Here is a 25,743-nt window from a genome sequence, read left to right as displayed (position 1 = left end):
TGCGCGAACCAGCGGTCGGGGGCTTGACCTGGTGGACTCGCTTGCCGATGAGTGGGGTGTGGAACTCATCGGGTCGTACGGCAAAGCGGTGTGGGCGGTTGCGGCGGTCGGTGGCTGATGGGCATCGTCCTGCTGGCCGGGCTGTTCGTCTCGGTGCTCTTCGTCGGCGTCGTCGCGCAGATCACCGCCACCCGTCAGCCACGTGAAAGGCGCACCGTCAGGCGGGACTTGGCCTCCGGCTATTCGTCGACCAGCAGCGAGAAGTAGGCGCTGTCCTGCCAACTGCCGTCCGCCCTGCGGTGCTTACGGCGGTGGACGCCCTCGAATGGCGCGCCGATCCGGATGTGTCGGCCGACGAGGGTGGCGGGCCAGTCCCCCCGGACGGTCATCCGGCTGCCAGCCGTTCGGTGAGCCGGGCCTTCGCAGCCGGCCACTCCTCCGCCAGCATCGAGAAGTAGGCGCTGTCCCGCCACGTCCCGTCGGCCCGGCGGCGCTCGCGGCGGTGGATGCCCTCGAAGGTGGCGCCCAGGCGGGCGATCGCGTTGCGTGAGCGCTCGTTGAGGCTGTCGGTCTTCCAGAAGACGCGGCCCATGCCGAGGTCCTCGTACGCATGGGTGAGCAGCAGCAGCTTGGACTCGGTGTTCACCGCCGTCCGCCAGGCGGACCGGGCGTACCAGGTGCCGCCGATCTCGACGAGCTCGTTGGCGGCCTCGAAGTCGTAGTACCCGGTCATGCCGATCGCCCGCCCGCTCGCCAGGTCGATGACCGCGAACACGACCGCCGTCCCGTCCGCGATCTCGGCGAGCCGCTTGTCAATCACGTCGGCCAGCTCCGCCTCCGTGCGCGGTGTGCCGGAGGGCACCCAGCGCCACACCTCCTCGTCACCGCCGCCGGCGGCGAACAGGTCGGGCAGGTGGTGGCGGCCGAGGGGTTCGAGGCGGACGTGGCGGCCGAGGAGGGTCACGGCCGAGGGAAGCTTCGCGGTCATGATCCCGAAGGTAGCCGTACTCTGCACTAGATGCAATGGTGTTTTGAACTAGTGCAGATGGAGACGGGTGTGAAGAAGGCCCTGCGGGACGGTGCGTCCCGCAGGGCCTCACGAGCCGCGAGGGCTCAGGGCTCAGAGCTCAGAGCTCACACGGCTACCGGCTCAGATGAACGAGTTGATCTCGATCGTCTCGGTGCGGCCCGGGCCGACGCCGATGGCGGAGATCGGGGCGCCCGACATCTCCTCCAGCGCCTTCACGTACGCCTGGGCGTTCTTCGGCAGGTCGGCGAAGGTCTTCGCCTTGCTGATGTCCTCGGTCCAGCCCGGCAGCGTCTCGTAGATCGGCTTGGCGTGGTGGAAGTCCGACTGGTTGTACGGCAGCTCCTCGACCCGCTTGCCGTCGATCTCGTAGGCGACGCAGACCGGGATCTGCTCCCAGCCGGTGAGCACGTCGAGCTTGGTCAGGAAGAAGTCGGTCAGGCCGTTGACCCGGGTCGCGTAGCGCGCGATCACCGCGTCGAACCAGCCGCAGCGGCGGTCGCGGCCGGTGGTCACACCGCGCTCGCCACCGATCCGGCGCAGCGCCTCGCCGTCGGCGTCCAGCAGCTCGGTCGGGAACGGGCCCGAGCCGACGCGGGTGGTGTACGCCTTCAGGATGCCGATGACGCGGTCGATCTTCGTCGGGCCGATGCCCGCACCGGTGCAGGCGCCGCCGGCGGTCGGGTTGCTGGAGGTGACGAAGGGGTACGTGCCGTGGTCGACGTCGAGCAGGGTGCCCTGGCCGCCCTCCAGCAGGACGACCTTGTTCGCCTTCAGCGCCTCGTCCAGCACCAGGGTGGTGTCGGCCAGGAACGGCTTGATCTTGTCCGCGTAGCCGAGGTACTCCTCCAGCACCAGCTCGGCCGGGATGGCGCGGCGGTTGTAGAGCTTGACCAGCAGCTGGTTCTTGTCGTGCAGCGCGGCTTCGATCTTCTGCTGCAGGATCGACTCGTCGAAGAGGTCCTGCACGCGGATGCCGACGCGGTTGATCTTGTCCGCGTAGGTCGGGCCGATGCCGCGGCCGGTGGTGCCGATCCGGCGCTTGCCGAGGAAGCGCTCGGTGACCTTGTCCAGGGTGCGGTGGTACGGGGTGATCAGGTGGGCGTTGCCCGAGATCAGCAGCTTGGAGGTGTCGATGCCGCGCTCGTTCAGGCCGCTGAGCTCGGAGAGCAGCACGCCCGGGTCGATGACGACGCCGTTGCCGATCACCGGCGTCACATTCGGGCTGAGGATTCCGGAAGGCAGCAGGTGAAGTGCATACTTCTGGTCGCCGATGACCACCGTGTGACCGGCGTTGTTGCCGCCCTGGTAGCGAACGACGTAGTCGACGGAGCCACCGAGGAGGTCGGTCGCCTTCCCCTTGCCCTCGTCTCCCCACTGAGCGCCAACGAGCACGAGTGCCGGCACAGGCGTACACCCCTTCCGGTTGGGGCATCCTGCGTAGGCCGCAGTCTGCCCCGAGATAGACGAAGCCCCTGGCGCAATAGCGCAAGGGGCTCTTGCACCGAGAGATTACCTGAGGAAGGACCGGTCGTGTCGTCCCTGTCCACGCCCGCAACCGGCGGCCCCGAGCCGCTCCTCCTGCTCCTCGACCCGGCGGCCCGGCAGACCGACGGCGAGTCGGTGCGGATCGCGAAGGACGTCCTCTGCGGAGGGGCGGACGTCAAGGTGGCGTACCCCGAGAGCCCGTCCGAGCTCGACCGGGTGCTTTCGCACCGGGGCCGCCGCCGACCGGTCGTGATCGGGTCCGACCTCGCCCTGCAGAGGGTGCTCCAGGCCCTGCACCGCCAGCGTGAGCTGGGGGCGGACGCGGTGGGCATGGTCCCCGTGGGCCGGGCGAACGAGCTGACCGCGGCCCGTGCGCTCGGTGTGCCGGGCGAGCCGGTGCAGGCCGCGCGGGCGGTGCTCTCGGGCGCGCCGCGCAAGCTTGACCTCCTGGTGGACGACGGCGGCGGGGTGGCGCTCGGCGGGGTGCGGATCTCGGGCAGCGGGGCCCGCCGGCTGGTGGGCCGGACGGGTGGCTGGCGTTCGCTATGGGCGAAACTGGCTGCGGCCGAGCAGGGGACCGTACTCACGAAGAGCGCATCCGAGACCACCAAGAGCGAGCACAGCTCCCGGCTGCGGGTCGAGGCGGACGGGCGACTGCTCGCGGACGTCGACCGTCCGGTCCGGGTGGTCGAGGTGACCCTGCCGGTCGGCGAGGCGGCGGGCGAGGGCGTGATGGAGATCGTCGTCCGCGCGCCCGGCGCGCTGGTGCGGGCCCGCGCGGCGACCGTCTCGGTGGTCGGGCGCGGATTCGGCTACGAGGCGGACGGTCACCCGGTCGGCCCCGTCCGGACGCGGACCTGGACGGTGCACCCGGGCGCCTGGGGGCTCCTGCTCCCCGCGACCCCGCCCACGGTCTGACCCGCAGCCCGCAGGCCACAGCCGCACCAGCAGCCCAAGCCCGACGCCGGCAGCCGCACAACCGCCCCCGACGCCCCCCGTCCGGCCCCACCCGGCCCCCTCGGGCCCGGCTCCGACCCCGGGTGAGCAGGCTCACGTTGGGCGAACCCCCGGCGAACGCCCGGCGAAGGGTCGTCCGCACACGCATCGCGCCAACGGGCGCGAACCACAAGGCCAAGCGCCCCTCCGGCGAATTTCCGCGCCCCGAATTCCACGCCGGGTAAGGGGTTTTGTCTACGCGCGTTACTGATCGATCGCCCAACAATCCCGCCCTCCCCGGTTCCGGAAGCCTGTGCCAACTGCCCTAGACTCGAAGGCGTGCCACGTGGTGACGGAAGACTCAACCACGATCTTCTTCCCGGTGAGAAAGGCCCCCAGGACGCTTGCGGCGTCTTCGGTGTCTGGGCTCCCGGCGAGGAGGTCGCCAAGCTCACGTTCTTCGGCCTTTACGCCCTGCAGCACCGCGGTCAGGAATCCGCGGGCATCGCAGTGAGCAACGGCTCCCAGATTCTCGTCTTCAAGGACATGGGACTCGTCTCCCAGGTCTTCGACGAGGCCTCCCTGGGGTCGTTGCACGGGCATATCGCCGTCGGACACGCCCGCTACTCGACCACCGGTTCCTCGGTCTGGGAGAACGCCCAGCCGACCTTCCGCGCGACCGTTCACGGTTCGCTGGCCCTCGGGCACAACGGAAACCTGGTGAACACCGCCGAACTGGCGGCCATGGTCGCCGAACTGCCCGGTGAGGAGCACGTCTCCCGCTCGGGCCGGTCGGCCGCGACCAACGACACCGACCTGGTGACCGCCCTGCTCGCAGGCCATCCGGACCTCTCCATCGAGGAGACGGCCAAGCTGGTCCTGCCCAAGGTCAAGGGCGCGTTCTCGCTCGTCTTCATGGACGAGCACACGCTCTACGCCGCCCGCGACCCGCAGGGCATCCGCCCGCTGGTGCTCGGCCGGCTGGAGCGCGGCTGGGTGGTCGCCTCCGAGACGGCGGCGCTGGACATCTGCGGCGCCTCCTTCATCCGCGAGGTCGAGCCCGGCGAGCTCATCGCCATCGACGAGAACGGCATGCGGACCTCCCGCTTCGCCGAGGCGAAGCCCAAGGGCTGCGTCTTCGAGTACGTCTACCTGGCCCGTCCGGACACCTCCATCGCCGGCCGCAACGTGCACCTCTCCCGCGTGGAGATGGGCCGCCGGCTGGCCGCCGAGGCGCCCGCCGAGGCCGACCTGGTGATAGCGACCCCGGAGTCCGGTACCCCGGCCGCCATCGGGTACGCCGAGGCCAGCGGGATCCCGTACGGCTCCGGCCTGGTGAAGAACGCCTACGTGGGCCGCACCTTCATCCAGCCCAGCCAGACCATCCGCCAGCTCGGCATCCGGCTGAAGCTCAACCCGCTGCGCGAGGTCATCCAGGGCAAGCGCCTGGTGGTCGTGGACGACTCGATCGTGCGCGGCAACACCCAGCGCGCGCTGGTCAAGATGCTGCGCGAGGCCGGCGCCGCCGAGGTCCACATCCGGATCTCCTCGCCGCCGGTGAAGTGGCCCTGCTTCTTCGGCATCGACTTCGCGACCCGCGCGGAGCTGATCGCCAACGGCATGACCATCGAGGAGATCGGCCGCACCCTCGGCGCGGACTCGCTCTCCTACATCTCGATCGACGGCATGATCGAGGCCACCAAGCAGCCGAAGGACCGGCTCTGCCGGGCCTGCTTCGACGGGGAGTACCCGATGGAGCTGCCCGACCCGGCACTGCTCGGCAAGCTCCTGCTGGAGGCCGAGATCAAGGGCGGCCAGCAGCCCCCGGCCGTCCGCGGCAAGCCGACGGGCAGCGACCTGGACGGTGTCCAGTCCCTGCTCGGCGGAGCGGGCGCGGCCGACGCCCTGCGCCGCCCGTAGTACTCAAAGGTGGGGTCCCGGAGCCCGGGGCCCCACCGCTGTTCCATCCCCCACTGACCCGAAAGGGCCGCACCGCAGTGACCACGAACCAGAACGGCGCCACCTACGCCGCCGCCGGCGTCGACATCGAGGCGGGCGACCGCGCCGTCGAGCTCATGAAGCAGTGGGTCAAGAAGGCCAGCCGCCCCGAGGTCGTCGGCGGCATCGGCGGCTTCGCCGGGCTCTTCGACGCGTCCGCCTTCAAGCGCTACGAGCGGCCGCTGCTGGCCTCGGCCACCGACGGCGTGGGCACCAAGGTCGCCATCGCCGCCGCCATGGACAAGCACGACACGATCGGCCACGACCTGGTCGGCATGGTCGTCGACGACCTGGTGGTGTGCGGCGCCGAGCCGCTGTTCATGACCGACTACATCTGCGTCGGCAAGGTCGTGCCGGAGCGGGTCGCCGCGATCGTCAAGGGCATCGCCGAGGGCTGCGCGCTGGCCGGCTGCGCCCTGGTCGGCGGGGAGACCGCCGAGCACCCGGGCCTGCTGGGCCCGGACGAGTACGACGTCGCGGGCGCCGGCACCGGTGTGGTGGAGGCGGACGCGCTGCTGGGCGCCGAGCGCGTCCGGGCCGGCGACGTGGTGATCGCGATGGCCGCCTCCGGCCTGCACTCCAACGGCTACTCGCTGGTCCGCCACGTGCTGCTGAACGAGGCCGGCTGGAAGCTGGACCGCAAGGTCGAGGAGTTCGGCCGCACGCTTGGCGAGGAGCTGCTGGAGCCGACCCGGATCTACTCGCTGGACTGCCTGGCGCTCACCCGGGCGACCGAGGTCCACGCCTTCTCGCACGTCACCGGTGGCGGCCTGGCGGCCAACCTGGCCCGGGTGATCCCGGACGGCCTGCACGCCCGCCTGGACCGCGGCACCTGGACCCCGCTGCCGGTCTTCCGGACCGTCGCCGAGGTCGGCAAGGTGGCCACCCTGGAGATCGAGAAGACGCTGAACATGGGCGTCGGCATGGTCGCCGTCGTCCCGCCGCACTCGGTGGACGTGGTGCTGTCGATCCTGGAGGACCGGGGCGTCGAGGCCTGGCTGCTCGGGGACATCGTCGAGCGCGGCGGCGAGCACGAGGGCGGCGCGGCGCTCTACAACGCGTACGAGGGCTTCACGGCGGGCTGAGCAGCCGGCTGAGGCACGGGAGGGCCCCCGCGGCGATGCGCTGCGGGGGCCCTTCTGCCGTCGGCCCGGGCGTCCGGCCACGCCGAACGGGCCCGGGAATGCCGAAGGGGCCCGGGGACGTCGCAGGCCCCGGAGGGCCCGGCGTCCGCGGGAACGCCGAAAACCGGCCCGGCGCACAAGGCGCCCGGACCGGTCAGGCCAGACTGGGACTACGCCCGACGGCGGGCCTGGGATTGCCCGGAGCCCGACTCGACGTCGTCGTCCTCGTCATCGTCGGCGTAACGAGCCGCGTATTCCGCGTAGGGGTCGTCGTCCTCTTCTTCCTCGATCGGCTCAGGCTCGATCGGGGTGGTGGAGGGCGATACGCCCAGCTCGTTGGACAGACGATTGGCGTCGAACCCGCCGCTGTTGTACTTCAGCTCGCGGGCGACCTTCGTCTGCTTGGCCTTGGCCCGGCCGCGCCCCATGGGTCGACCCCCTCAACGATGGGGCTCACGGCCCCGAGTCTGACACGTGTTCATGATCAAGAGCGGCCTGCCCGAATGGGGAGGACCGTCCCTTGGAGCATTAACGGTACCTGTTTCTGCCGCTGGACGGTACGTCGTCGGTGTGACGTGGCGCGCACCGGCCGCACCCGAGACCAGGTCTTCCCAGGTCAGGGGAGGTTTTGCGGCCATTTGCACGCTGTCCGGAGGTAGTTCAGGTCCGTCGTTCCCGGATCGATTATCCCCCCAAGGGGGACTTTGGATCACCCGATCGGGTGCAGAAGTGAGAATCCGGTTCCACATTGTGATGCGCGGGAGGCGGAAGGTGGACGGCTCGGGACCGCCCCGGCGACCGCCCCCCGCGCAGCAGGGTCCTACGGCGGTGCTCAGGCGCGGCGGGCACCCGGCAGCAGGACCGAGCGCAGCGCGCTGATCTCCCGCATCCGCTTCTCGGCCAGGCGGTCGGCGGCCACGGCCGGCGGGACGCCGTCGGAGGCGGCCCGGGTGAAGATCTCCAGCGTGGTGTCGAAGATCCGGGTGGCCTTGTTCTTGGCCCGCTCGAAGTTGAAGCCCTCGATCTCGTCGGCGACCTGGATCACGCCGCCGGAGTTCACCAGGTAGTCCGGGGCGTAGAGGATCCCGCGGCCGGCCAGGTCCTTCTCGACGCCGGGGTGGGCCAGCTGGTTGTTGGCCGCGCCGCAGACGATGGCGGTGCCGAACTCGCCGAGCGCGGCCACCGAGGCGTCGGTGAGCGCGCCGCCGAGGGCGCAGGGGGCGTAGACGTCCAGCTTGGCCTGGAGCAGGGCGGCGGTGTCGGCGACGACCTCCACCTCCGGGTGGGCGGCGCGCACCCGGTTCACGGCGGCCTCGGCGACGTCGGTGATGACGACGGTGGCGCCGTCCGCGACCAGGTGGCCGACCAGGTAGTGGCCGACCTTGCCGACGCCGGACACGCCGACCCGCTTGCCGCGCAGGGTCGGCTGGCCCCAGCGGGCCTGGGCGCTGGCGCGCATGCCCTGGAACACGCCGAAGGCGGTCAGGATCGAGGAGTCGCCGGCGCCGCCGTTCTCCGGGGAGCGGCCGGTCACGAACTCGGTCTCGCGCGCGATGACGTCCATGTCCTGGACGTAGGTGCCCACGTCGCAGGCGGTGATGTAGCGGCCGCGCAGGGACTCCACGAAGCGGCCGTAGGCACGGAGCATCGCCTCGTTCTTGTCCTTGTTCGGGTCGCCGATGATGACGGCCTTGCCGCCACCGAGGTCGAGCCCGGCCAGCGCGTTCTTGTAGCTCATGCCGCGCGACAGGTTCAGCGCGTCCTCCAGCGCCGCCTCCTCGGAGGCGTACGGGAAGAAGCGGGTGCCGCCGAGGGCCGGGCCCAGGGCGGTGGAGTGGATGGCGATGACGGCCTTGAGGCCGGAGCTGCGGTCGTGGCAGAGCACGACCTGCTCGTGGCCGTCGCCGGGGACGCCGTCCTGTTCGGTACGGAAGATCCTGCTGAGCACTCCGGGTGTGGCGTGCGTGGCGGATGCGGTCTGTACGTCGGTCACTGTGGTGACTCCAGTATCCGAGGCCCGCTGCTGTGGTGCGGGCGCCTAAGGCGAAGCGTAGTCGCGAGGGCGTCGCCGATCTGCCCTCTTGTACGAGCTTGTACGGGTTGTCCGAAGCGTGAGACGCGGGCGGCGCGGGGGCCGAGGGAGTGCGCCCGCGAACCGTTCCGGGCCCGCGCCCTCCCGGTGGACCGGTGGTGCGTGCGACGATGCAGAACGTGACCGTCGTGCGCACCTCCGTACTGCCGCCCTACGCCGCCCACCTGCGGGTCTACGAGCCGCTGGCCGCCTACCCGGAGCCCGAGCGGGTGCGCTGGCAGGCGTACGCGGCGGAGCACGGCCCGGACGCGGAGGTGGCCGGGCAGCCGGTGGCCGCGGCGGGGCTGGAGGAGCAGCGGGCGGCCCTGGCGGAGCTGGTCGGGCGCACGCCCCGGGCGCTGCCGGAGCGGGAGAGCGAGCGGGCCTTCGTCCGGGCCGTGGACGGGGTGCTGTACGTCTGTCCGTGGGCGACCAGGCTGCGCAGCTGGCAGGCGCTGGAGGAGCTGCGGGCGGGGGCGCCGGTGGCCCTGGTGGACACCGCGCTGCCGCCGGCCACCCGGGCGGCCGCGGAGGCCGACCGGGAGCGCTGGCGGGCGGAGCACCCGGACGCCCGGCCGTGGATCCTGACCAGCCGGTGGGAGGTGCCGGTGAGGTGGTTCCTGCCGTTCGGGGAGGAGGACCGCTGCTTCGTGCCGGCCGGCGGGGCGGAGAAGGGGGAGACGGCGGCGGCGCTGTTCTACCTGACTCCGATGGCGCAGGCGCGCCGGCGGGTGGCGCGCGGCTACCGGGTGCTGCGCGAGCGCCTGCCGCAGGGCGAGCTGGTGCGCGGGGCGGAGCAGGTCGGGCGGTGGCTGGAGGAGTTCCATCCGCGGTCGCTGGTGGAGCTGGACTACGGGGGTCTGGTGCACCTGCTGGGGCCCGGGCTGTTGGCGGAGGACCGTTCGGCGGGGGACCTGGAGGCGGGGCTGCAGGCGCTGCGGGCGGGGGACTCGGCGGGCGCGGTGCAGGCCTACGAGGAGCTGACGGGACGCTGGCGGCGGGTGCAGGCGCTGCGGCAGGCGAACTGACGGCGGTTGAGGGGGGCTGAGAGGGACTGAGGGGGGCCGAGGGAGACCGGGGGCGGCTGAACGGCTGCCGGGGGTCGACGGAGGGCTGCGGAGGGGCCGCGGGCGGCCGCTGAGGCCCTGTCAGCACTGGCCGGAGCCGGTGTCGGTGGTACTTGTAAGACTGTAAGAGTCGTAGGGCCCGACCGTCATGACCAAGGTCCCGGTTCGGGTCAATACCTATCGAACGTGACACTACTCACCGTTGACGCGAACTAACCCCTATGTGCAAAAATGGGACAACCAGCCCAACTTCACGTGAGCGTGCCCACTTTTGGGTGGTTCTGGACTCGATGAGCGCTTTGCGGGGAAACGGCGGGTCTGGTCCCCTCGTAACTAGATGTCACTATAAGGTGACTGCCCGTTATGGGGTGGTCCATCGCCATCCGTCGGCCTTGAACCCGTGAGGGGTCAATTTTGGCGGTTTGGTCGATAGGGCTGGACGGATGGTGTAGTTGTAGACACCAGGACAAGCCGTTCGTCCTATAACCGACTCGGCCCGTCTATGCCATTTCGGGCATCGCGGGCCAAGGTGCAGAATTTGAAGGATAGAACCGCCCTGGTTCGGTTCTCCCGAGGAGGCCGCTCATGACCGCTCGTACCCCTGATGCTGAGCCTCTGCTGACACCGGCAGAGGTCGCCACCATGTTCCGCGTGGACCCGAAGACGGTCACCCGCTGGGCCAAGGCAGGCAAGCTCACATCGATCCGCACGCTGGGCGGACACCGCCGTTATCGCGAGGCGGAGGTTCGCGCTCTGCTGGCCGGCATTCCGGCTCAGCGCACCGAGGCCTGATAGGCCAGAGGCTCTTTAAAGGGGCTGCTTACCGGACTCCGCCGGGTCCGGTAAGCAGCCCCTTTTGCATGCCCCGGGGGAGCCCCCGGAGATCCTCCCGGTTCACCGCCCGTTCCATGCCGGTCGGTCGGAATGTTGAACTCCGGATAACGATTTGATGGTTGTGGGGTGGGGGGGATTTACTGTGAATGGCAGTACAATTTTATATATTAAATTGGCTCGGGCCGGGAGGGGGCGCCGGCCGGTGGGTCTCGGGAAAAGATAAGTGACGACCGTCACACGGACGGTCACTTGTGGTCTAGACCTATGCCGGGGTAGTCCGCACCCGGTGAAAGCGAAGAGGCCCGGAACCAAACGGTTCCGGGCCTCTCGGCAACGGCGATCCTGACGGGACTTGAACCCGCGACCTCCACCTTGACAGGGTGGCGAGCTAACCAACTGCTCCACAGGACCAGAGATTTTCGATCCGTTCGCTTCGCTGTGCGCTGCGAACAAGACAGATCGTAGCCCATGGTGGGCCCCCAGGTCGAACTGGCTCCTGAGGGCCCCGCGGACCGCCCGCGCAGCTCAGAGCGCGGCCCGGGCCGCCTCCATCGCCTTCATGATCCGCTTCTCGGAGACCGGGGTCGGCGTGCCCAGCCCCTGGGCGAAGAAGCTGACCCGCAGTTCCTCGATCATCCAGCGGATCGCCAGGATCTCCGCGGAGGGCTGCAGGCCGGCCGGCACCTCCGCCAGCAGCTCGCCGTACGCCTGCTGGACCTGCTGGACCTTCAGCAGCTGCTGGGTGTCGCGCTGCGGGTGGTTCGGCAGGGCCTCCAGCCGGCGGTCCACCGCCAGCAGGTAGCGCTTCAGGTCCGGGAGCCGCTGCCAGCCGCTCTGGGTGACGAAGCCCGGGTGCACCAGCGAGGCCAGGTGCAGCCGGATGTCGTTCACGGCGTTCAGCAGCACCGGGCTGCTCACCGCCTTCAGCCGGGTCGAGGCCTTGTGGAAGGCGATCAGCGCCGTCGCCGTCTTCAGCGTGGTGTCCGCCGAGAGCTCGTACAGATCGGCCCGGACCTTGTCGTGCAGCTTGGCGAAGGCCGCCTCGTCCCAGGCGGGTCCGCCGGCCGCGGCCATCAGCCGGTCGGTGGCGCAGGCCACCACGTCCTCGAACAGCGCCGGGATCGAGCCGTGCGGGTTGTACGACAGCGCGAGCTTGGCCTGGTTGCCCAGCCGGCCCTGGATCGACTTGGCCGGCGAGTTGGTGGTCAGCACCAGCAGCCGCCGGGTGCCCTCCCACATCGCCTGGGCCTGCGCCTGCGGGGTGTCGAACAGCCGGATGCCCACCGACTCCTTCTCGTCCACCAGCGCCGGGTAGGCGCGCAGCGAGTGGCCGCGGGAGCGCTGTTCGAAGGTGCGCTGGAGCACCGGCAGGCCGGCCGGCCAGGCGGTCAGCCCGGACTGCTCGATGCCCTGGCCGGAGGCCGCCGAGGAGAGCGTCTCCTTCAGCTTGGGCTTCAGCTGCAGCCGCAGCTCCTCCAGGTCCTTGGACTCGGCGAGCTTCTTGCGGCCGTCGACCACCCGGAAGGTCACCCGGAGGTGGTCCGGGACCCGCTCGTCGTCCCAGGCCTCCGGCGGGATGGTGATCGCCGTCATCCGCTTGAGGATGTGCTCCAGGGTCGGCAGCAGGGGCTCCTGGCGGTCCTTCACGTGGCGCAGCGCGGCCTTGGCGAAGTCCGGGGCCGGGACGAAGTTGCGGCGGATCGCCTTGGGCAGCGCCCGGATGTAGGCGGTGACCAGCTCCTCGCGCAGGCCGGGGATCTGCCAGTCGAAGCCCTCGGCGGTGACCTGGTTGAGGACCGGGAGCGGGATGTGGACGGTCACGCCGTCCGCGTCGCTGCCGGGTTCGAACTGGTAGGTCAGCTTGAAGCGGAGCTTGCCCTGCTGCCAGTGGTCCGGGTAGTCCGCCTCGGTGATGCCGTCCGCCGAGTCGTTGATCAGCATCGACTTCTCGAAGTTCAGCAGGTCCGGCTGGTCGTGCCGGGTCTTCTTCCACCAGGAGTCGAAGTGCCGGGTGGAGACGATCTCGTCGGGCAGCCGGGAGTCGTAGAAGTCGAACAGGGTCTGGTCGTCGACCATGATGTCGCGGCGGCGGGCCCGGTTCTCCAGCTCCTCCACCTCGGAGAGCAGCTTGCGGTTCTCGGCGAAGAAGCGGTGGTGGGTCTCCCAGTCGCCCTCGACCAGCGCGTTGCGGATGAACAGCTCGCGGCAGAGCTCCTGGTCGATCCGGCCGTAGTTGATCTTGCGCTGGGCGACGATCGGCATCCCGTAGAGGGTGACCTTCTCGTACGCCAGCACCGCGCCGGCCTTCTTCTCCCAGTGCGGCTCGCTGTAGCTGCGCTTGATCAGGTGGCCGGCCAGCGGCTCGACCCACTCGGGCTCGATCTTGGCGTTGATCCGGGCCCACAGCCGGGAGGTCTCCACCAGCTCGGCGGACATCACCCAGCGCGGGGGCTTCTTGAACAGGCCGGAGCCGGGGAAGACGGCGAAGCGGGCGCCGCGCGCGCCGCCGTACTCGCGCTTCTCCACGTCGAACAGGCCGATGTGCGAGAGCAGGCCGGCCAGCAGCGACTGGTGGATCCGGTCCGCGTCCGGCTCGGCGTCCGGGTGCGGCTCCTCGATCGTGACGCCGAGCTGCTTGGCCACCGTGCGCAGCTGGGAGTAGATGTCCTGCCACTCCCGTATCCGCAGGTAGTTCAGGAACTCGGCCTTGCACATCCGGCGGAACGCCGAGGAGGAGAGCTCCTTCTGCTGCTCCCTGACGTAGCGCCACATGGCGAGGTAGGAGAGGAAGTCCGACGTCTCCGACTGGAAGCGGCGGTGCCGGTCGTCGGCGGCCTGGCGCTTCTCGGTGGGGCGCTCGCGCGGGTCCTGGATGGAGAGCGCGGCGGCGATCACCATGACGTCGCGGACGCAGCCGTTGCGGTCGGCCTCCAGGACCATCCGGGCCATCCGGGGGTCGACCGGGAGCTGGGCCAGCTGGCGGCCGAGCGGGGTGAGGCGCTTGCGGACGTCCTTCTCGTCGGGGTCGAGGGCTCCGAGCTCGTGGAGCAGGCTGACGCCGTCCTTGATGTTGCGGGAGTCCGGCGGGTCCAGGAACGGGAAGGCGGCGATGTCGCCGAGCCCGGCGGCGGTCATCTGGAGGATGACCGAGGCCAGGTTGGTGCGCAGGATCTCGGCGTCGGTGAACTCGGGGCGGGAGAGGAAGTCCTCCTCCGAGTACAGCCGGATGCAGATGCCGTCCGAGGTGCGGCCGCAGCGGCCCTTGCGCTGGTTGGCGCTGGCCTGGCTGATCGCCTCGATCGGGAGGCGCTGGACCTTGGTGCGGTGGCTGTAGCGGGAGATCCGGGCGGTGCCCGGGTCGATCACGTACTTGATGCCGGGGACGGTCAGGGAGGTCTCGGCGACGTTGGTGGCCAGCACGATCCGGCGGCTGCCGGAGCGCTGGAAGACCTTGTGCTGCTCGGCGGAGGAGAGCCGGGCGTAGAGCGGGAGGACCTCGGTGAACTTCAGCTTCAGCTTGTCGAGCGCGTCGGCGGTGTCGCGGATCTCGCGCTCGCCGGAGAGGAAGACCAGGATGTCGCCGGGGCCCTCGGCCTGCAGCTCCTCGGCGGCGTCGCAGATCGCCTGGATCTGGTCGCGGTCCCGGTCGACGTCCGTGGACTCCTCGTCCTCGGCGTCGTCGACGATCGGGCGGTAGCGGACCTCGACCGGGTAGGTGCGGCCGGAGACCTCGATGATCGGGGCGTCGCCGAAGTGGCGGGCGAAGCGCTCGGGGTCGATGGTCGCCGAGGTGATGACGACCTTGAGGTCCGGGCGGCGGGGCAGCAGCTGCTTGACGTAGCCGAGGATGAAGTCGATGTTGAGGCTGCGCTCGTGCGCCTCGTCGATGATCAGGGTGTCGTACTGGCGCAGCTCGCGGTCGGTCTGGATCTCGGCGAGCAGGATGCCGTCGGTCATCAGCTTGACCAGGGTGTCCGGGCCGACCTGGTCGGTGAACCGGACCTTCCAGCCGACGGCCTCGCCGAGCGGGGTGTTCATCTCCTCGGCGACGCGCTCGGCGACGGTGCGGGCGGCGATCCGGCGGGGCTGGGTGTGGCCGACCAGTCCGCGGATGCCGCGGCCGAGCTCCAGACAGATCTTGGGGATCTGGGTGGTCTTCCCGGAGCCGGTCTCGCCCGCCACGATCACCACCTGGTGGTCGCGGATGGCGGCGAGGATGTCGTCCTTCTTCTGGCTGACCGGCAGCTCGGCGGGATAGGTGATCGCGGGGACGGCGGCGCGGCGCTGTTCGACCAGCAGCTCGGCGCGCTCGATGTCGGCGGCGATCTCGGTGGCGACCTTCTGCCAGGCCTCGGGCTTGCGGACCCGGCGGGCCCCCTCCAGCCGGCGGCCGATCCGGACCTGGTCGCGCAGGGTCAGCTCGGGCAGGCGGGCGGCCAGCTCGCCGATGCCGGGACCCAGGGCCGGGTCCTTGCCGGTGGCGTCGGCGGACTGGACTGCGGGAGAACTCACTGCGGGCATCCCTCTAGGTTCGCAAGGAGGCGGGGTGGTGTGCACCTCGGTTTTTGAGCCCCTCCAGTGTCACAGCCGGGGGAGGGGATGTGCGAACGCCGTCCGAGGGGCGGGGCAACGGTTCGCCGGGCCGCTGGGCTCTGAGGGGGAGAGGAGGTGCTCATGGGAGCCCAGAAGGCCGAGCGGGACGAGGAGTTCCGCGCGTTCACCGGCGCCGCGTGGCCACGGCTGCTGCGGACGGCGTACCTGCTGGCGGGGGACCGGTACTCGGCGGAGGACCTGGTCCAGCAGGCCCTGGAACGGGCCTACGCGGCCTGGGGACGGGTCCGCCGGGCCGATGATCCGCACGCCTACGTGCGCCGGATCGTGGTCAACGAACACGCCCGGCGGTTCCGCCGCCGCGCACCGGAACAGCTGGTCACGGCGGTGCCGGAGCAGGCCGGGCCGGACGGCTTCGGGGCGCTGGACGACCGGGCGGCGCTGCTGGCCGCGCTCGCCTCGCTGCCCGCGCGGCAGCGGCAGGCGGTGGTGCTGCGGTACTGGGAGGACCTCAGCGAGAGCCAGGTGGCGGCCGCCATGGGCTGCTCGGTCGGGACGGTGAAGAGCCAGGCCTCCAAGGGGATCGCCAAGCTCCGTTCCGCCACCTCACTCACCGGAATCACCGGGATGACCGGAATGACGACGATCGGAGGCACCACATGACCGAGCGGGACGGGTACGCAGCGGCGGACGGGGACGAGGCGGTGGCCCGGGGGCTGACCGGCCTGGCGGAGGGGTTCGAGATCGGGCCGGTGCCCTACGACCGGGTGGTGGCCGGGGGCCGCCGGCGGCTGCTGCGGCGGCGGTCCGCCGCGGTGGGCGCGCTGGCGCTGGCCGTGGTGGCGGTGGCCGGGGGGGTGGCCGCGCTCGGTCCGGACGGGCCCGGGCGGGCCTCGGTGGTGCAGGCGGCGGGCGGGTCGCCCGCGGTGGCGCCGTCGGCGGCCCCGACGGCGACGGCCACCGTGACGGCGGGCGCGGCGGCCACTGCGACGGCGGGCGCGACGGCCACCGTGACGGCGGGCACCCGGGACCCGTTCGCACCGGTCCGGGTCCAGCTGGCCCAGGGCTCTTCGAACGGGAGGGCGTGGACGGCCTGGGCGGCGCTCTGGCCCGCCGCGGCGAAGGACCAGGCGTACCGGCAGGCGGGGCTGGTCTGGCAGGACCGGCACGCGGCCGGCTCGGACGTGCCCGAGCCCACCGAGGAGTCCGTGCGCCAGTACTGGCAGGAGGGCCAGGACGTGGTGAACCTCTACGTCACGCTGGACGGCCGCCGGCTGCCCGTCGACTCGGAGCACACCGTGGCCTCCCCGCAGGGGCGGCCGGCGGACGGCACCGACCCGCACGGCAACCTGTCGGGTTCCGCGATCGGCCCCCGGAACAAGGGCGGGACGGACGGGCCGATGCTCGGCGCGCCGGACCTGGTGCTGGTGAAGGTGGGCGGGGACGCCGCCAGGATGGTCGCGGCCTGGCCGGACGGCACCACCTTCGAGCCGCCGCTGGTCACCGTCGGGGACTCGCCGGTCCGCTGGGCCGCGATCCCCCGCCGGGCCGAGCGGCCCGGCGGGGAGATCACGGTCTACGGCGCGGACGGCGCGCTGCTGGCCACCAACACCAGCTGGCTGGCCTGAACCTCCCGCCGGTCGTCGGCGCCGTGCCGCACAGCGGTCCGGCGCCGCCCCGTGACGGCGCGTCACCGGCTGGCGGTCACGGCGCGGGCGGGGCGTAGAGCTCCAGCTGCATGCCCCACGGGGCGAGGAAGTAGACCCAGCGGGTGCCCGCGACGGGATGGCCGGGGCCGATGGTCTGGGGTTCGCCGAGGACGCGGACGCCGAGCGCCCGCAGGTGCCCGGCGGCCGCGTCCACGTCGGCGACCCGCAGGGCCAGGTGGTGGCCGCCCCAGTCGCTGTTGGCCGGCAGGACGCGGCGCTGACCGGGGGCCCGGTACTCGAACAGCTCCAGTTCCAGGCCGTCGGGGAGGCGGAGCACCGCCACCTCGGCGGTGGCCCGCGGATGGACGTCGAGGTGCCGGGCCATCCAGTCCCCGTCCCGGTCCTCCACCGGCCCGGCCCGGTAGAGCTCCTCGGCGCCGATCACCCCGGTGAAGAAGGCGACGGCCCGGTCCAGGTCGGGCACCGTGTAGGCGGCGTGGTGGGCGCCCAGCAGTCCGGGCAGGGCGGTGGTCTCGGCCGTGGCGGTCATGACTGCAGCTCCGGGGTGGGGTCGGTGGCAGGTTCCGGGGTGGGGCCCGTGGTGGGGCCCGGGGTGGACCCGGGCAGGGCGGAGTGCCGGTCGGCCCGGCGGACGGCGGCGGTCAGGACGGCCGCCAGGGCGAGCAGCAGCGGGATCAGCAGGTAGCCCACGCCGGGGTTGACCCGGTCGGAGACGGCGGCCAGCAGCATCGGGGCCACCCCGAAGGCCGTCCCGGAGGCGTAGCCCATCCGGGAGGACGCGGCGTCGACGCCCTTGGTGGCGGTGGCCAGCACCAGCACGATGGCCAGCGGGAACTGCAGCGCCATGCCGAGGCCGCAGACCACCAGGCCGGTCACCGCGACGGCGGGGTCGGTCGAGGCCCAGAACAGCGCGAAGCCGACCGCCGAGACGCCCAGCGAGCCCAGCAGGACGGTGGGCGCCGGGAACCGCAGGGTGAAGCGGGCGCCGAGCAGCCGGCCGACGAAGATGCCGACCACCAGCGCCGAGCCCGCCGCGGTGGCCCCGGCGGCGCTCACCCCGGCGTGTTCGCGCAGGTAGTCGGACTGCCACTGGGTGAGACAGACCTCCACCCCGGCCACGGCGACGATCACCCCGAGGGCGGCGAGGAAGAGCCGGGGGCTGCGGCCGGCCGGTGCCCGCTCCTCGACCGCGGCCGGGCCACCCGGCGCGTCGGCCGGCCCGGCCGACGCGGGCGGCGTCGTGCGCAGCAGGCGGCCGAGCAGGAACACGGCGCCGACCAGGACGGCGGTCAGCGCGATGCCCGGCCGCCAGCCGAGGCCGGCGTTCACCGAGGCGCCGATGACCAGCGGTGCCAGCAGGCCCATGCCGGACATCGCGGCGTTGGCCTCGCTGATCGCGGCCGGCCCCGCCGCGCCGTGGTGGTCGCTCAGCGAGGGCCAGATCGCGGTCAGGGTGAGGCAGCCGAAGAAGGCCGTCACCAGGGTCGCGCCGAGCGTCTGCACGGTGCCGTGGGCGAGCGCCAGGGCGAGCGAGCCGGCGGCCACCCCGCCCATCGCCCCCCAGAGCGTGCGGCCGCGGCCGAACCGGGCGACGAGGGGCGGGAACAGCGGCGCGCAGAGCAGCATCGCCACCGAGAAGGCCGTGCCGTGCAGGCTGGCGACGAAGCGGCTGGTGTGCTGCTCGTCGCGCAACAGCGGTACGAGCGGGCCGAATCCGAAGACGAAGTAGCCGTACGCGGCGATCTGGGCGTAGAGCAGCCACGTGGTGGCGTCCCTGGTCAGTCGAGGCATTGGCCGAAGCTAACCGGCGCCGGCCGGGGCTGTCTGTACACGCCTGTGGTACCCGACCGGGTACCCCGGCCGACCGCCGCTTCGGCCGTGCCGCAGCCGCCCGCCGCCGTGTCAGCATCGCCCTCCTGACCGAGCGGCAGGTACTGGCGGAGGGGAGCCCCGAATGGACGCGGCACAGCTGGGCGCGGTGCGGGTGAGCGGGGCGGTGATGACGCATCCGCGCCGCGCCGAACTGGCGCGGGAGCTGATCGAGCGCTGCCGGCCGGAGGAGCTGGACCTGGTGCTCGACCCGGAGCCGGACGGCCCGCCGACCGGGCTGCGCACGGCCGTCCGGGCCTGGTCCTCGGTGCCCGCGGGGGCCACCCACCGCCTGGTGCTCCAGGACGACGCCGTGCTCACCCCCGGCTTCTTCGACCACGTCCGGGCCGCGGCGCGGGCGGTGCCCGACGCCGCACTCGCCTTCTACACGCACTGGCAGTCCCGCAACGCCGCCGCCGTCCGGCTGGCCGTGCTGTCCGGCCACCGCTGGGCGCCGGCCACCGCCGAGTACACCCCGACCGTGGTGCTGCTGCTGCCCGCGCCGGTCGCGGCCGGGTTCGCCCGCTACGCCCGGGAGCACGGCGCGACCTGGGCCGACGACGTGGTGATGAGCCGCTACCTGCGCGCGGCCGGGGTGCCGACCTATCTGGCCGCGCCCAACCTGGCCGACCACGCCGACGTGCCGAGCATGCACGCCAACGGCGGCCACGGGCCGCGCCGTTCGGCCTGCTTCGCCTCCCTGCCCGCCGGGACGGGCTGGGAACTCGACGGCGGACTCGCGGAGTTGGACGCGATCCCGTTCCTCAAGTACGGCCGGGCGCAGGTCGCCACCCGGCTCGCGGACGGCCGGTGGGCCAGCATCGAGGCGCACCGCTACCTGCGGCGGATCGGGCTCGACCCGGAGGAGTCGCGCAAGCGGCTCGGCGAGTCGATCGCCGGACCGACGCCGCGCACGGCCGGGCTGCTCGCGGAGCTCGACCGGCCCACGGTGGAGGCGCACTGGCAGACCGCGCTGCTGATGGGCGTGGTCACCGCCACCCGCCGCCGCGCCGCCGAACCGGACGGCGTGCTCGCCGACCTGGCGCTCGGGACGGTCGGTGCCGGGGGGCTCTGCACCCGCTTCGGCGACGACGGGCTGGCGCGGCTGCGGCCGGGGCTGCTGGAACTGGCCCGGAGCGCCTATGCCGAGGGGTTGGCGGTCGGTGCGCGGTGCACGCCGGCCGCGGGCGGCGGCGGGCCGGTGCGGCCGGCCCGGGACCGGCGGGTGGTGGTCACCGGTCAAGGCGGGCCGGACGGTACCGAGTTGGCGGGGGCGCTGGCCCGGATCCTCGCGGACGGGGACTGGGACGTCACGCTCTGGGGTGCGGACGGGCCCGACTACCCGGGCGTGACGGCGGCCGAGCCCGGAACGGGCCTGGCGGGCGCCGCGGCCCTGCTGCAGGTGGCGGGTGGCGGTTCGGATGCCGGGCCGGACGTGGGCCCGGACGCCGGGCCGGGCGAGGACGCGGCCGCGCTCGCGGCGGGTGTCCGGGCCACGGCCACGGCCACGGTTGCGGCCACGGCTTCGGCCGCCGCCGCGGCCGGTGTCGCCGGATCGGTGCTGGTCGGCCCGGCCGAGGTCGCGGGGACGACCGTGCTGAGGCCCGGCCTGGTCTACGGGCCCGGCATCCAGGACGGCTCGGTGCTGGAGCAGGCCGTGCGCCGGTCGCTGCTCGCCCGGCCGATCCGTCCGGAGGCCCGGGCGGGGCGGCGCTGGCAGCCCGTCTTCGTCGACGACCTCGCCGAGGCGGTGGACCGGGCGCTGCTGCTGCCCGCCGTGCCCGCTGTGCCCGGCCCGCCGGATACCGGGCAGGGCCTGCCGGACGTCGTGCCGGGTCTGCTGGACGTCTGCGGGACGCGGGCGCTGAACGCCGTCGAGCTCGCCGAAGCCGCCTCCGCGGCCGTCCGGCCGGTGCCGGTGGAGGCGGCCCGTCCCGGGGACCGGGACGCAGCCGGCGACCCGGTCGAGGAGGACCCGGTCCGCTCGACGGAGGCCGCCGCGGCGGCGCTCGGCTGGCAGCCGCGCACCCCGCTGGCCGACGGGCTGCGCGCCTGGTCCCAGTGGCTGGCCTACGAGGCCGAACCGCGCCCCACCGGGGGTGCCGAGTGACCACCACCCCGCTCTCCACCGAGGCCGCCAGCATCGCCACCCCCGGCGGGGCCAACGAGGACCTGGCGCTGACCGGACCGCAGTTCGCCCTCGTCCTGGACGGCGCGACCGCCGAACCCGGCGCCAGCACCGGCTGCGGCCACGACGTCCGCTGGCTGGTCGCCGAGGTCGGCACCCGCCTGGCCCGCGCCCTGCTGCACGACCCCGACGCCCGGGTGCCGCTGCGCGAACTGCTCCACGACGCGCTGGCCGAGCTGGCCGCCGACCACGGCCGCACCTGCGACCTGGACAACCCGTGCAGCCCCACCGCCACCCTCGCCCTGCTGAGGCTCGCCGGGGACACCGTCGAGCACCTCGTCCTCGGCGACTCCACCGTGGCGCTGCGGGACCGCTCCGGCGCCGTCCAGGTCGTCACCGACGACCGCCTGGAACGCCTGATCCACCTGCCCTGGGCGGAGCTGCGCCGCCACCGCAACCGGCCCGGCGGCTTCTGGGTGGCCGGCCCCAGGCCGGAGGCCGCCCGGCGCGCCCTGGCCGGCAGCCTCCCGGTGGCCGGGCTCGGCACCGCCGCGCTGCTCACCGACGGCGCGGCCCGGCTGGCCGAACGGTACGGCTGCGGCTGGCCCGACCTGCTGGAACTGCTGGAGCGGGAGGGCCCGGTGCAGCTGGTCGAGCGGGTCCGCGCCGCCGAGCTGCGCACCGCCCCCGGCCGCTACCCCGGCAAGCACCAGGACGACGCCACCGCCGTGCTCTGCCGCTTCGAGAGCCACGAGAGCCACGACAGCCACGACAGCCACGAGAGGCCGTGACCGGGATGGACTCCTTCGGCATCGCCATCATCGGCTGCGGCTACGTCGCCGACCTGTACGCGGCGACCCTGCCCAACCACCCGTCCCTGCGGCTGACCGGGGCGTACGACCGCGACCCGGCCCGGACCGCCGCCTTCACCGCCTGCCACGGCGTCCCCGGCTACCGGACGGCCGCCGAACTGCTCGCCGACCCCGCCGTCCGGGCCGTGGTCAACCTGACCAACCCGGAGAGCCACTACGAGGTCACCCGGGCCGCCCTGCTGGCCGGCAAGCACGTCTACGTCGAGAAGCCGCTGGCGACCGACCTCGACCGGGCCCGTGAGCTGGCCGCCCTCGCCGCCGAACGCGGCCTCCAACTAGCCTCCGCACCCTGCGGGTTGCTGGGCGGCGCCGCCCAGACCGCCTGGCGGGCGCTGCGCGAGGGCCGGATCGGCACCCCCAGGCTGGTCTACGCCGAACTGGACGACGGCCCGATCCTGCGGATGCCGTTCCACGAGTGGATCAGCCCGTCCGGGGCGCCCTGGCCGTACCGGGACGAGTTCGAGACCGGCTGCACCGTCGAGCACGCCGGGTACTGGCTGACCTGGCTGACCGCCTTCTTCGGTCCGGTCCGCGAGCTGGTCGCCTTCTCCACCCGGGTGGCGCCCAACCCGCACGTCCCGGCGGGCACCGCGCTCGCACCGGACTTCTCGCTGGCCGTGCTGGGCTTCGAGCAGGGCGTCACCGCCCGGCTGACCACCAGCATCCACGCGCCCAAGGACTACTCGCTGCGGGTGATCGGCGACGAGGGCCTCCTGCACGTCGCCGACTCCTGGCAGTACGACTCGCCCGTCACGGTGAGCCGGCACCCGGACGGCGAACCGCGGACGGTCCCGCCGGTGCCCGGCCCGGAGCGGCCGTACCGCTACCCCGGCACGCACGACATGGACTTCGCCCGCGGCGTCGCCGAACTCGCCGCCGCGGCCGAGGGCGGGCGGCCCTCCCGGCTGCCGCTGGACCACGCCCTGCACGTCCTGGAGCTCACCCTGGCGATCTCCGCGGCGGGCCCGGGAACCGTCACCAGACCCACCACCACCTTCGCGCCCGTGCCACCGATGCCGTGGGCCGTGGGAGAGCAGCAGTGAGGAGAGAAGAGATGTCACCGCCTGAGACCCGGGCGTCCGGCCCCCGGACGCCCGAACCGCCGGCGCCCGGTCTGTCGGCGCCCGGCCTACCGGAGTCCGGTGTGCCGCAGTCCGGCGTGCCGGGCCCGTCGGCGCCCGGGACACCGGCGCCGCCCGCCGACCGGGAACCGCCGAGGCTGTCCTTCCTCGGCACCGGCTACCTCGGCACCACCTACGCGGCCTGCTACGCCGAACTCGGCCACCAGGTGATCGGCCTGGACGTCGACCCGGTGAAGATCGCCGCGCTCGCCGCCGGCCAGCTGCCGTTCCACGAACCGGGCCTCGCCGAACTGGTCCGGCGCGGCCTGGACTCCGGGCGGCTGCGGTTCACCACCGACCCGGCGGTCGCCGCGGCCGGCGCCGACGTGCACTTCCTCTGCGTCGGCACCCCGCAGCGCGCCGACGGCGGCGCCGACCTCGGCCAGGTCGCCGCCGCCGTCCGGGCCCTCGCCCCGCACCTGCACGGCCGGACGCTGCTGGTCGGCAAGTCGACCGTCCCGGTCGGCACCGCGGAGTGGATCGAGCGGCTGCTGCGCAAGCACGTCCCGGACGACGCGGACGCCGAGGTCGCCTGGTGCCCGGAGTTCCTCCAGGAGGGGCACGCCGTGGACGACGTGCTGCGCCCGGACCGGATCGTGGTCGGCGCGCGCGGCGACTGGGCCCGCCGGACACTCGACCGGGTGCACCGCGGCGTGCACGAGCTGGCCGCCCGTGAGGGGCGCGAGATCCCGGTCCTGGAGACCGACTTCGCCACCGCCGAGCTGGTCAAGACGGCCGCGAACGCCTTCCTGGCCACCAAGATCTCGTTCATCAACGCGATGGCCGAACTGTGCGAGGCGGCCGGCGCGGACGTCGCCCGGCTGGCCGAGGCGCTCGGCCACGACGAGCGGATCGGGCCGCACTTCCTGCGGGCCGGAGTGGGCTTCGGGGGCGGCTGCCTGCCCAAGGACATCCGGGCGTTGCAGGCCCGCGCCCACCAGCTGGGCGCCGGGGCGGCCGTGCGCTTCCTGCACGAGGTGGACCTGATCAACCAGCGGCGCCGGGAGCGCGTTCTGCAGCTGGCGGGGGAGCTGTTGGACTGCGTGGCCGGCCCGGCCGGGCCGGAGCTGACCGGTACCCGGATCGCCGTCCTCGGCGCCACCTTCAAGCCGGACTCGGACGACGTCCGGGACGCCCCGGCGCTGGCCGTCGCCCGGCTGCTGCACGGCGCCGGCGCCCAGGTGCGGGTGTACGACCCGCTGGGCGGGGCCAACGCCCGGCGCAGCCACCCCGAACTCGGCCACGCCGAACGCCTGGAGCAGGCCTGCGCGGGCGCCGACCTGGTCTGCGTGCTGACCGAGTGGCAGGAGTTCCGCGAGGCCGACCCGGCCGCGCTGGCGCGCCTGGTCAACGGACGGATCGTGATCGACGGCCGCAACTGCCTGGACCGGAGCGCCTGGGGCGCGGCCGGCTGGACGTACCGCGGCCTCGGCTGGAAGGAGGTGGCCTGAGTGGCCGAGAAACTGATCCTGGTGACCGGAGGGGCCGGCTTCGTCGGCGGCCGGCTGATCCGCAGCCTGGTGGCGGCCGAACCGCTCGCGGAGATCGTCTCGGTGGACAACTACTTCACCGGCTCGCCCGAGCGGCACGTCGACCACCCCCGGGTGCGCTACCTGCACGGCGACACCGCCGACGTGGTCACCCTCTGGTCGGAGCGCGGCCTGCCGGCGCCCGCGGTGGTGTACCACCTGGGCGAGTACTCGCGGATCCCGCAGTCCTTCGAGGAGCCGGACCGGGTCTGGGAGTTCAATCTGCACGGCACCAAGGAGGTGGTCCGGTTCTGCCGGCTGCACGGCGCCAAACTGGTGTACGCGGGCTCCAGTTCGAAGTTCGGCAACGGCGGCCGGGACGAGCACCTCAACCCGTACGCCTGGACCAAGGCCAAGAACATCGAGTACATCCGCAACACCGCGGACTGGTTCGGCCTGGACCACGTGATCACGTACTTCTACAACGTGTACGGGCCCGGCCAGATCGCCACCGGCTCGTACGCCACCGTGATCGGCATCTTCGAGCAGCAGTACCGGGCCGGTCTGCCCCTGACCGTGGTCGAACCGGGTACCCAGAGCCGCGACTTCACCCACATCGACGACATCGTCGAGGGCCTGCTGCTGTGCGCGGAGCGCGGCTCCGGGGACGGTTACCTGCTGGGCCGGGGAGAGGAGTACCAACTGATCGACGTGGCCCGGATGTTCGGTGGGGAGATCGCCATGATCCCGTCCCGCCGGGGTGAGCGTGCCAGTGGTCGGGCGGACAACTCCCGCTCCAGGGAGCTCGGTTGGGAGCCGAAGATCTCGCTGCGGGACTACATCGCGGAGTTCGTCGCGACCCGCAGGCCGGTCTCGGTGTCCTGAGCCCCGACCGGGTCCACGATTCCGTAGCGCAGGGCGATCGCCACCGCCAACGTCCGGTTGGGACAGTTGAGTTTGGCCAGCACCATGGTCACATGGCGCTTCGCGCCGTGCACCGAGATGCCGAGCCGGGTGGCGATCTCCTTGTTGCTCAGGCCCTCCACCAGCAGTCCGAGGGTCTGGCGCTCCCGTTCGGTCAGCGCCCCGCCGGCCACCCCCGGCAGGCTGCCGCGCTGGTACGGGACCCTGGGGCCGGGCCGCCCCGGGACCGGTGAGGGGGCGCGCCGCAGCACCAGGCGGCGCAGCGAGTCCTCCAGCAGCGGGGTGGTGACCTGCTCCAGGGGCAGGAAGCCGTCCACCCGGGCGGTGTCCCAGATGTGCGGGCTGCGTGCGGCGGCGGCGTCGAGCAGGACCAGGAGCCGGCCGTCGCCGCGCGGGGCGGCCAGCACCGACCTGGTCCACGGCGCGACCTCGTCGACGCAGACCAGCGTCACCACGTCCGCGCTCCACAGCTCGGCGGGCGCCCCGATCCGCTCCGGCGACCTGGTCGAGGCCTCGGCCACCAGCGGCAGCCCGCCGAGCATGCCGGCGATGCCGTGCCGGTGCATCTCGCTCTCGGCGACGACCGTCACCGAG

Annotated in this window: 22 protein-coding genes and 1 tRNA gene; 13 read left to right on the top strand and 10 right to left on the bottom strand. The window is 72.7% G+C overall.

The window, feature by feature from the left end; translation table 11 throughout:
* Window positions 1-117: 117 nt before the first annotated feature.
* Window positions 118-267, top strand: a complete 150-nt coding sequence (locus tag ACFVVX_RS03670; protein ID WP_387940973.1) for a hypothetical protein — start codon at window positions 118-120, stop codon at window positions 265-267.
* Here ACFVVX_RS03670 and ACFVVX_RS03665 read toward each other — a convergent pair.
* From ACFVVX_RS03665 to ACFVVX_RS03655, 3 genes are all read right to left on the bottom strand, one after another.
* Window positions 240-389 (bottom strand): hypothetical protein, encoded by a 150-nt coding sequence (locus tag ACFVVX_RS03665; RefSeq protein ID WP_387940971.1) that lies wholly within the window; start codon window positions 387-389, stop codon window positions 240-242. The genes ACFVVX_RS03670 and ACFVVX_RS03665 overlap by 28 nt on opposite strands.
* Window positions 386-988, bottom strand: a complete 603-nt coding sequence (locus ACFVVX_RS03660) for a GNAT family N-acetyltransferase (RefSeq protein WP_387940969.1) — start codon at window positions 986-988, stop codon at window positions 386-388. The genes ACFVVX_RS03665 and ACFVVX_RS03660 overlap by 4 nt, the downstream gene beginning before the upstream one ends.
* Before the next feature lie 162 nt (window positions 989-1,150).
* Window positions 1,151-2,434, bottom strand: a complete 1,284-nt coding sequence (locus ACFVVX_RS03655; RefSeq protein WP_387940967.1) for an adenylosuccinate synthase — start codon at window positions 2,432-2,434, stop codon at window positions 1,151-1,153.
* Between the two features lie 126 nt (window positions 2,435-2,560).
* Between ACFVVX_RS03655 and ACFVVX_RS03650 the strand changes: the two genes are divergently transcribed.
* The 3 genes from ACFVVX_RS03650 (at window position 2,561) to purM (ending at window position 6,534) form a co-directional block, all read left to right on the top strand.
* The gene (locus ACFVVX_RS03650) at window positions 2,561-3,433 is read left to right on the top strand and encodes a diacylglycerol kinase family protein (RefSeq protein WP_387940965.1); all 873 of its coding nucleotides are present in this window, start codon (window positions 2,561-2,563) and stop codon (window positions 3,431-3,433) included.
* 357 nt (window positions 3,434-3,790) lie between these two features.
* A complete protein-coding gene (gene purF, locus ACFVVX_RS03645) occupies window positions 3,791-5,371 on the top strand; it encodes an amidophosphoribosyltransferase (protein ID WP_387940963.1) in 1,581 nt (526 codons plus the stop codon).
* A 77-nt stretch (window positions 5,372-5,448) separates the two neighbouring features.
* Window positions 5,449-6,534: a phosphoribosylformylglycinamidine cyclo-ligase gene (purM, locus tag ACFVVX_RS03640; protein WP_387940961.1), complete on the top strand. Its 1,086-nt coding sequence runs from the start codon at window positions 5,449-5,451 to the stop codon at window positions 6,532-6,534.
* 209 nt (window positions 6,535-6,743) lie between these two features.
* Here purM and ACFVVX_RS03635 read toward each other — a convergent pair whose 3' ends face one another.
* Both ACFVVX_RS03635 and ACFVVX_RS03630 read right to left on the bottom strand, forming a co-directional pair.
* Window positions 6,744-7,001: a DUF3073 domain-containing protein gene (locus ACFVVX_RS03635; RefSeq protein ID WP_387940959.1), complete on the bottom strand. Its 258-nt coding sequence runs from the start codon at window positions 6,999-7,001 to the stop codon at window positions 6,744-6,746.
* 404 nt (window positions 7,002-7,405) lie between these two features.
* The gene (locus ACFVVX_RS03630; protein WP_387940957.1) at window positions 7,406-8,566 is read right to left on the bottom strand and encodes a Glu/Leu/Phe/Val dehydrogenase dimerization domain-containing protein; all 1,161 of its coding nucleotides are present in this window, start codon (window positions 8,564-8,566) and stop codon (window positions 7,406-7,408) included.
* Window positions 8,567-8,775: 209 nt separating this feature from the next.
* On the opposite strand from ACFVVX_RS03630, the gene ACFVVX_RS03625 reads away from it, so the two are divergent.
* Together ACFVVX_RS03625 and bldC are read left to right on the top strand one after the other, a co-directional pair.
* Window positions 8,776-9,672, top strand: coding sequence for a hypothetical protein (locus tag ACFVVX_RS03625; protein WP_387940955.1), 897 nt, complete (start codon window positions 8,776-8,778; stop codon window positions 9,670-9,672).
* A gap of 624 nt (window positions 9,673-10,296) precedes the next feature.
* The gene (bldC, locus tag ACFVVX_RS03620; protein ID WP_014137253.1) at window positions 10,297-10,503 is read left to right on the top strand and encodes a developmental transcriptional regulator BldC; all 207 of its coding nucleotides are present in this window, start codon (window positions 10,297-10,299) and stop codon (window positions 10,501-10,503) included.
* A 379-nt stretch (window positions 10,504-10,882) separates the two neighbouring features.
* On the opposite strand, the gene ACFVVX_RS03615 is transcribed toward bldC, so the two are convergent.
* Together ACFVVX_RS03615 and hrpA are read right to left on the bottom strand one after the other, a co-directional pair.
* Window positions 10,883-10,956 (bottom strand) — tRNA-Asp (locus ACFVVX_RS03615).
* A gap of 114 nt (window positions 10,957-11,070) precedes the next feature.
* Window positions 11,071-15,066, bottom strand: a complete 3,996-nt coding sequence (hrpA, locus tag ACFVVX_RS03610) for an ATP-dependent RNA helicase HrpA (protein WP_387940953.1) — start codon at window positions 15,064-15,066, stop codon at window positions 11,071-11,073.
* Between the two features lie 153 nt (window positions 15,067-15,219).
* On the opposite strand from hrpA, the gene ACFVVX_RS03605 reads away from it, so the two are divergent.
* Both ACFVVX_RS03605 and ACFVVX_RS03600 read left to right on the top strand, forming a co-directional pair.
* Window positions 15,220-15,759 carry a SigE family RNA polymerase sigma factor gene (locus tag ACFVVX_RS03605; protein ID WP_387940951.1) on the top strand — a complete coding sequence of 180 codons (540 nt, stop codon included), beginning with the start codon at window positions 15,220-15,222 and terminating at the stop codon, window positions 15,757-15,759.
* Window positions 15,756-16,724 carry a hypothetical protein gene (locus ACFVVX_RS03600; RefSeq protein ID WP_387940949.1) on the top strand — a complete coding sequence of 323 codons (969 nt, stop codon included), beginning with the start codon at window positions 15,756-15,758 and terminating at the stop codon, window positions 16,722-16,724. Before ACFVVX_RS03605 ends, ACFVVX_RS03600 begins: the two co-directional genes overlap by 4 nt.
* A 76-nt stretch (window positions 16,725-16,800) precedes the next feature.
* On the opposite strand, the gene ACFVVX_RS03595 is transcribed toward ACFVVX_RS03600, so the two are convergent.
* Both ACFVVX_RS03595 and ACFVVX_RS03590 read right to left on the bottom strand, forming a co-directional pair.
* Complete coding sequence (locus ACFVVX_RS03595) at window positions 16,801-17,295, bottom strand: VOC family protein (RefSeq protein WP_387940947.1); 495 nt, start codon at window positions 17,293-17,295, stop codon at window positions 16,801-16,803.
* A complete protein-coding gene (locus ACFVVX_RS03590) occupies window positions 17,292-18,557 on the bottom strand; it encodes an MFS transporter (RefSeq protein ID WP_387940945.1) in 1,266 nt (421 codons plus the stop codon). Before ACFVVX_RS03590 ends, ACFVVX_RS03595 begins: the two co-directional genes overlap by 4 nt.
* Window positions 18,558-18,720: 163 nt before the next feature.
* Between ACFVVX_RS03590 and ACFVVX_RS03585 the strand changes: the two genes are divergently transcribed.
* From ACFVVX_RS03585 to ACFVVX_RS03565, 5 genes are read left to right on the top strand one after another with little or no spacing between them, the layout of a single operon-like run.
* A complete protein-coding gene (locus tag ACFVVX_RS03585) occupies window positions 18,721-20,745 on the top strand; it encodes an NAD-dependent epimerase/dehydratase family protein (protein ID WP_387940943.1) in 2,025 nt (674 codons plus the stop codon).
* On the top strand, window positions 20,742-21,554 hold the full coding sequence (locus ACFVVX_RS03580; RefSeq protein ID WP_387940941.1) for a protein phosphatase 2C domain-containing protein: 813 nt from the start codon (window positions 20,742-20,744) through the stop codon (window positions 21,552-21,554). The genes ACFVVX_RS03585 and ACFVVX_RS03580 overlap by 4 nt, the downstream gene beginning before the upstream one ends.
* A gap of 5 nt (window positions 21,555-21,559) precedes the next feature.
* Window positions 21,560-22,678, top strand: coding sequence for a Gfo/Idh/MocA family protein (locus ACFVVX_RS03575; RefSeq protein WP_387941305.1), 1,119 nt, complete (start codon window positions 21,560-21,562; stop codon window positions 22,676-22,678).
* Window positions 22,679-22,689: 11 nt separating this feature from the next.
* Window positions 22,690-24,207 carry a UDP-glucose dehydrogenase family protein gene (locus ACFVVX_RS03570; protein WP_387940939.1) on the top strand — a complete coding sequence of 506 codons (1,518 nt, stop codon included), beginning with the start codon at window positions 22,690-22,692 and terminating at the stop codon, window positions 24,205-24,207.
* Window positions 24,208-25,110: an NAD-dependent epimerase/dehydratase family protein gene (locus tag ACFVVX_RS03565; RefSeq protein ID WP_387940937.1), complete on the top strand. Its 903-nt coding sequence runs from the start codon at window positions 24,208-24,210 to the stop codon at window positions 25,108-25,110.
* On the opposite strand, the gene ACFVVX_RS03560 is transcribed toward ACFVVX_RS03565, so the two are convergent.
* Window positions 25,062-25,739: a response regulator transcription factor gene (locus tag ACFVVX_RS03560; RefSeq protein WP_387940935.1), complete on the bottom strand. Its 678-nt coding sequence runs from the start codon at window positions 25,737-25,739 to the stop codon at window positions 25,062-25,064. The two genes, ACFVVX_RS03565 and ACFVVX_RS03560, sit on opposite strands and share 49 nt — an antisense overlap.
* Window positions 25,740-25,743: the final 4 nt, after the last annotated feature.

Source organism: Kitasatospora sp. NPDC058170 (genome assembly GCF_042883905.1).
Classification (GTDB): domain Bacteria; phylum Actinomycetota; class Actinomycetes; order Streptomycetales; family Streptomycetaceae; genus Kitasatospora.
The sequence above is the reverse complement of the archived record's forward strand: the minus strand, read 5'-3'. Positions and strand labels throughout refer to the sequence as shown.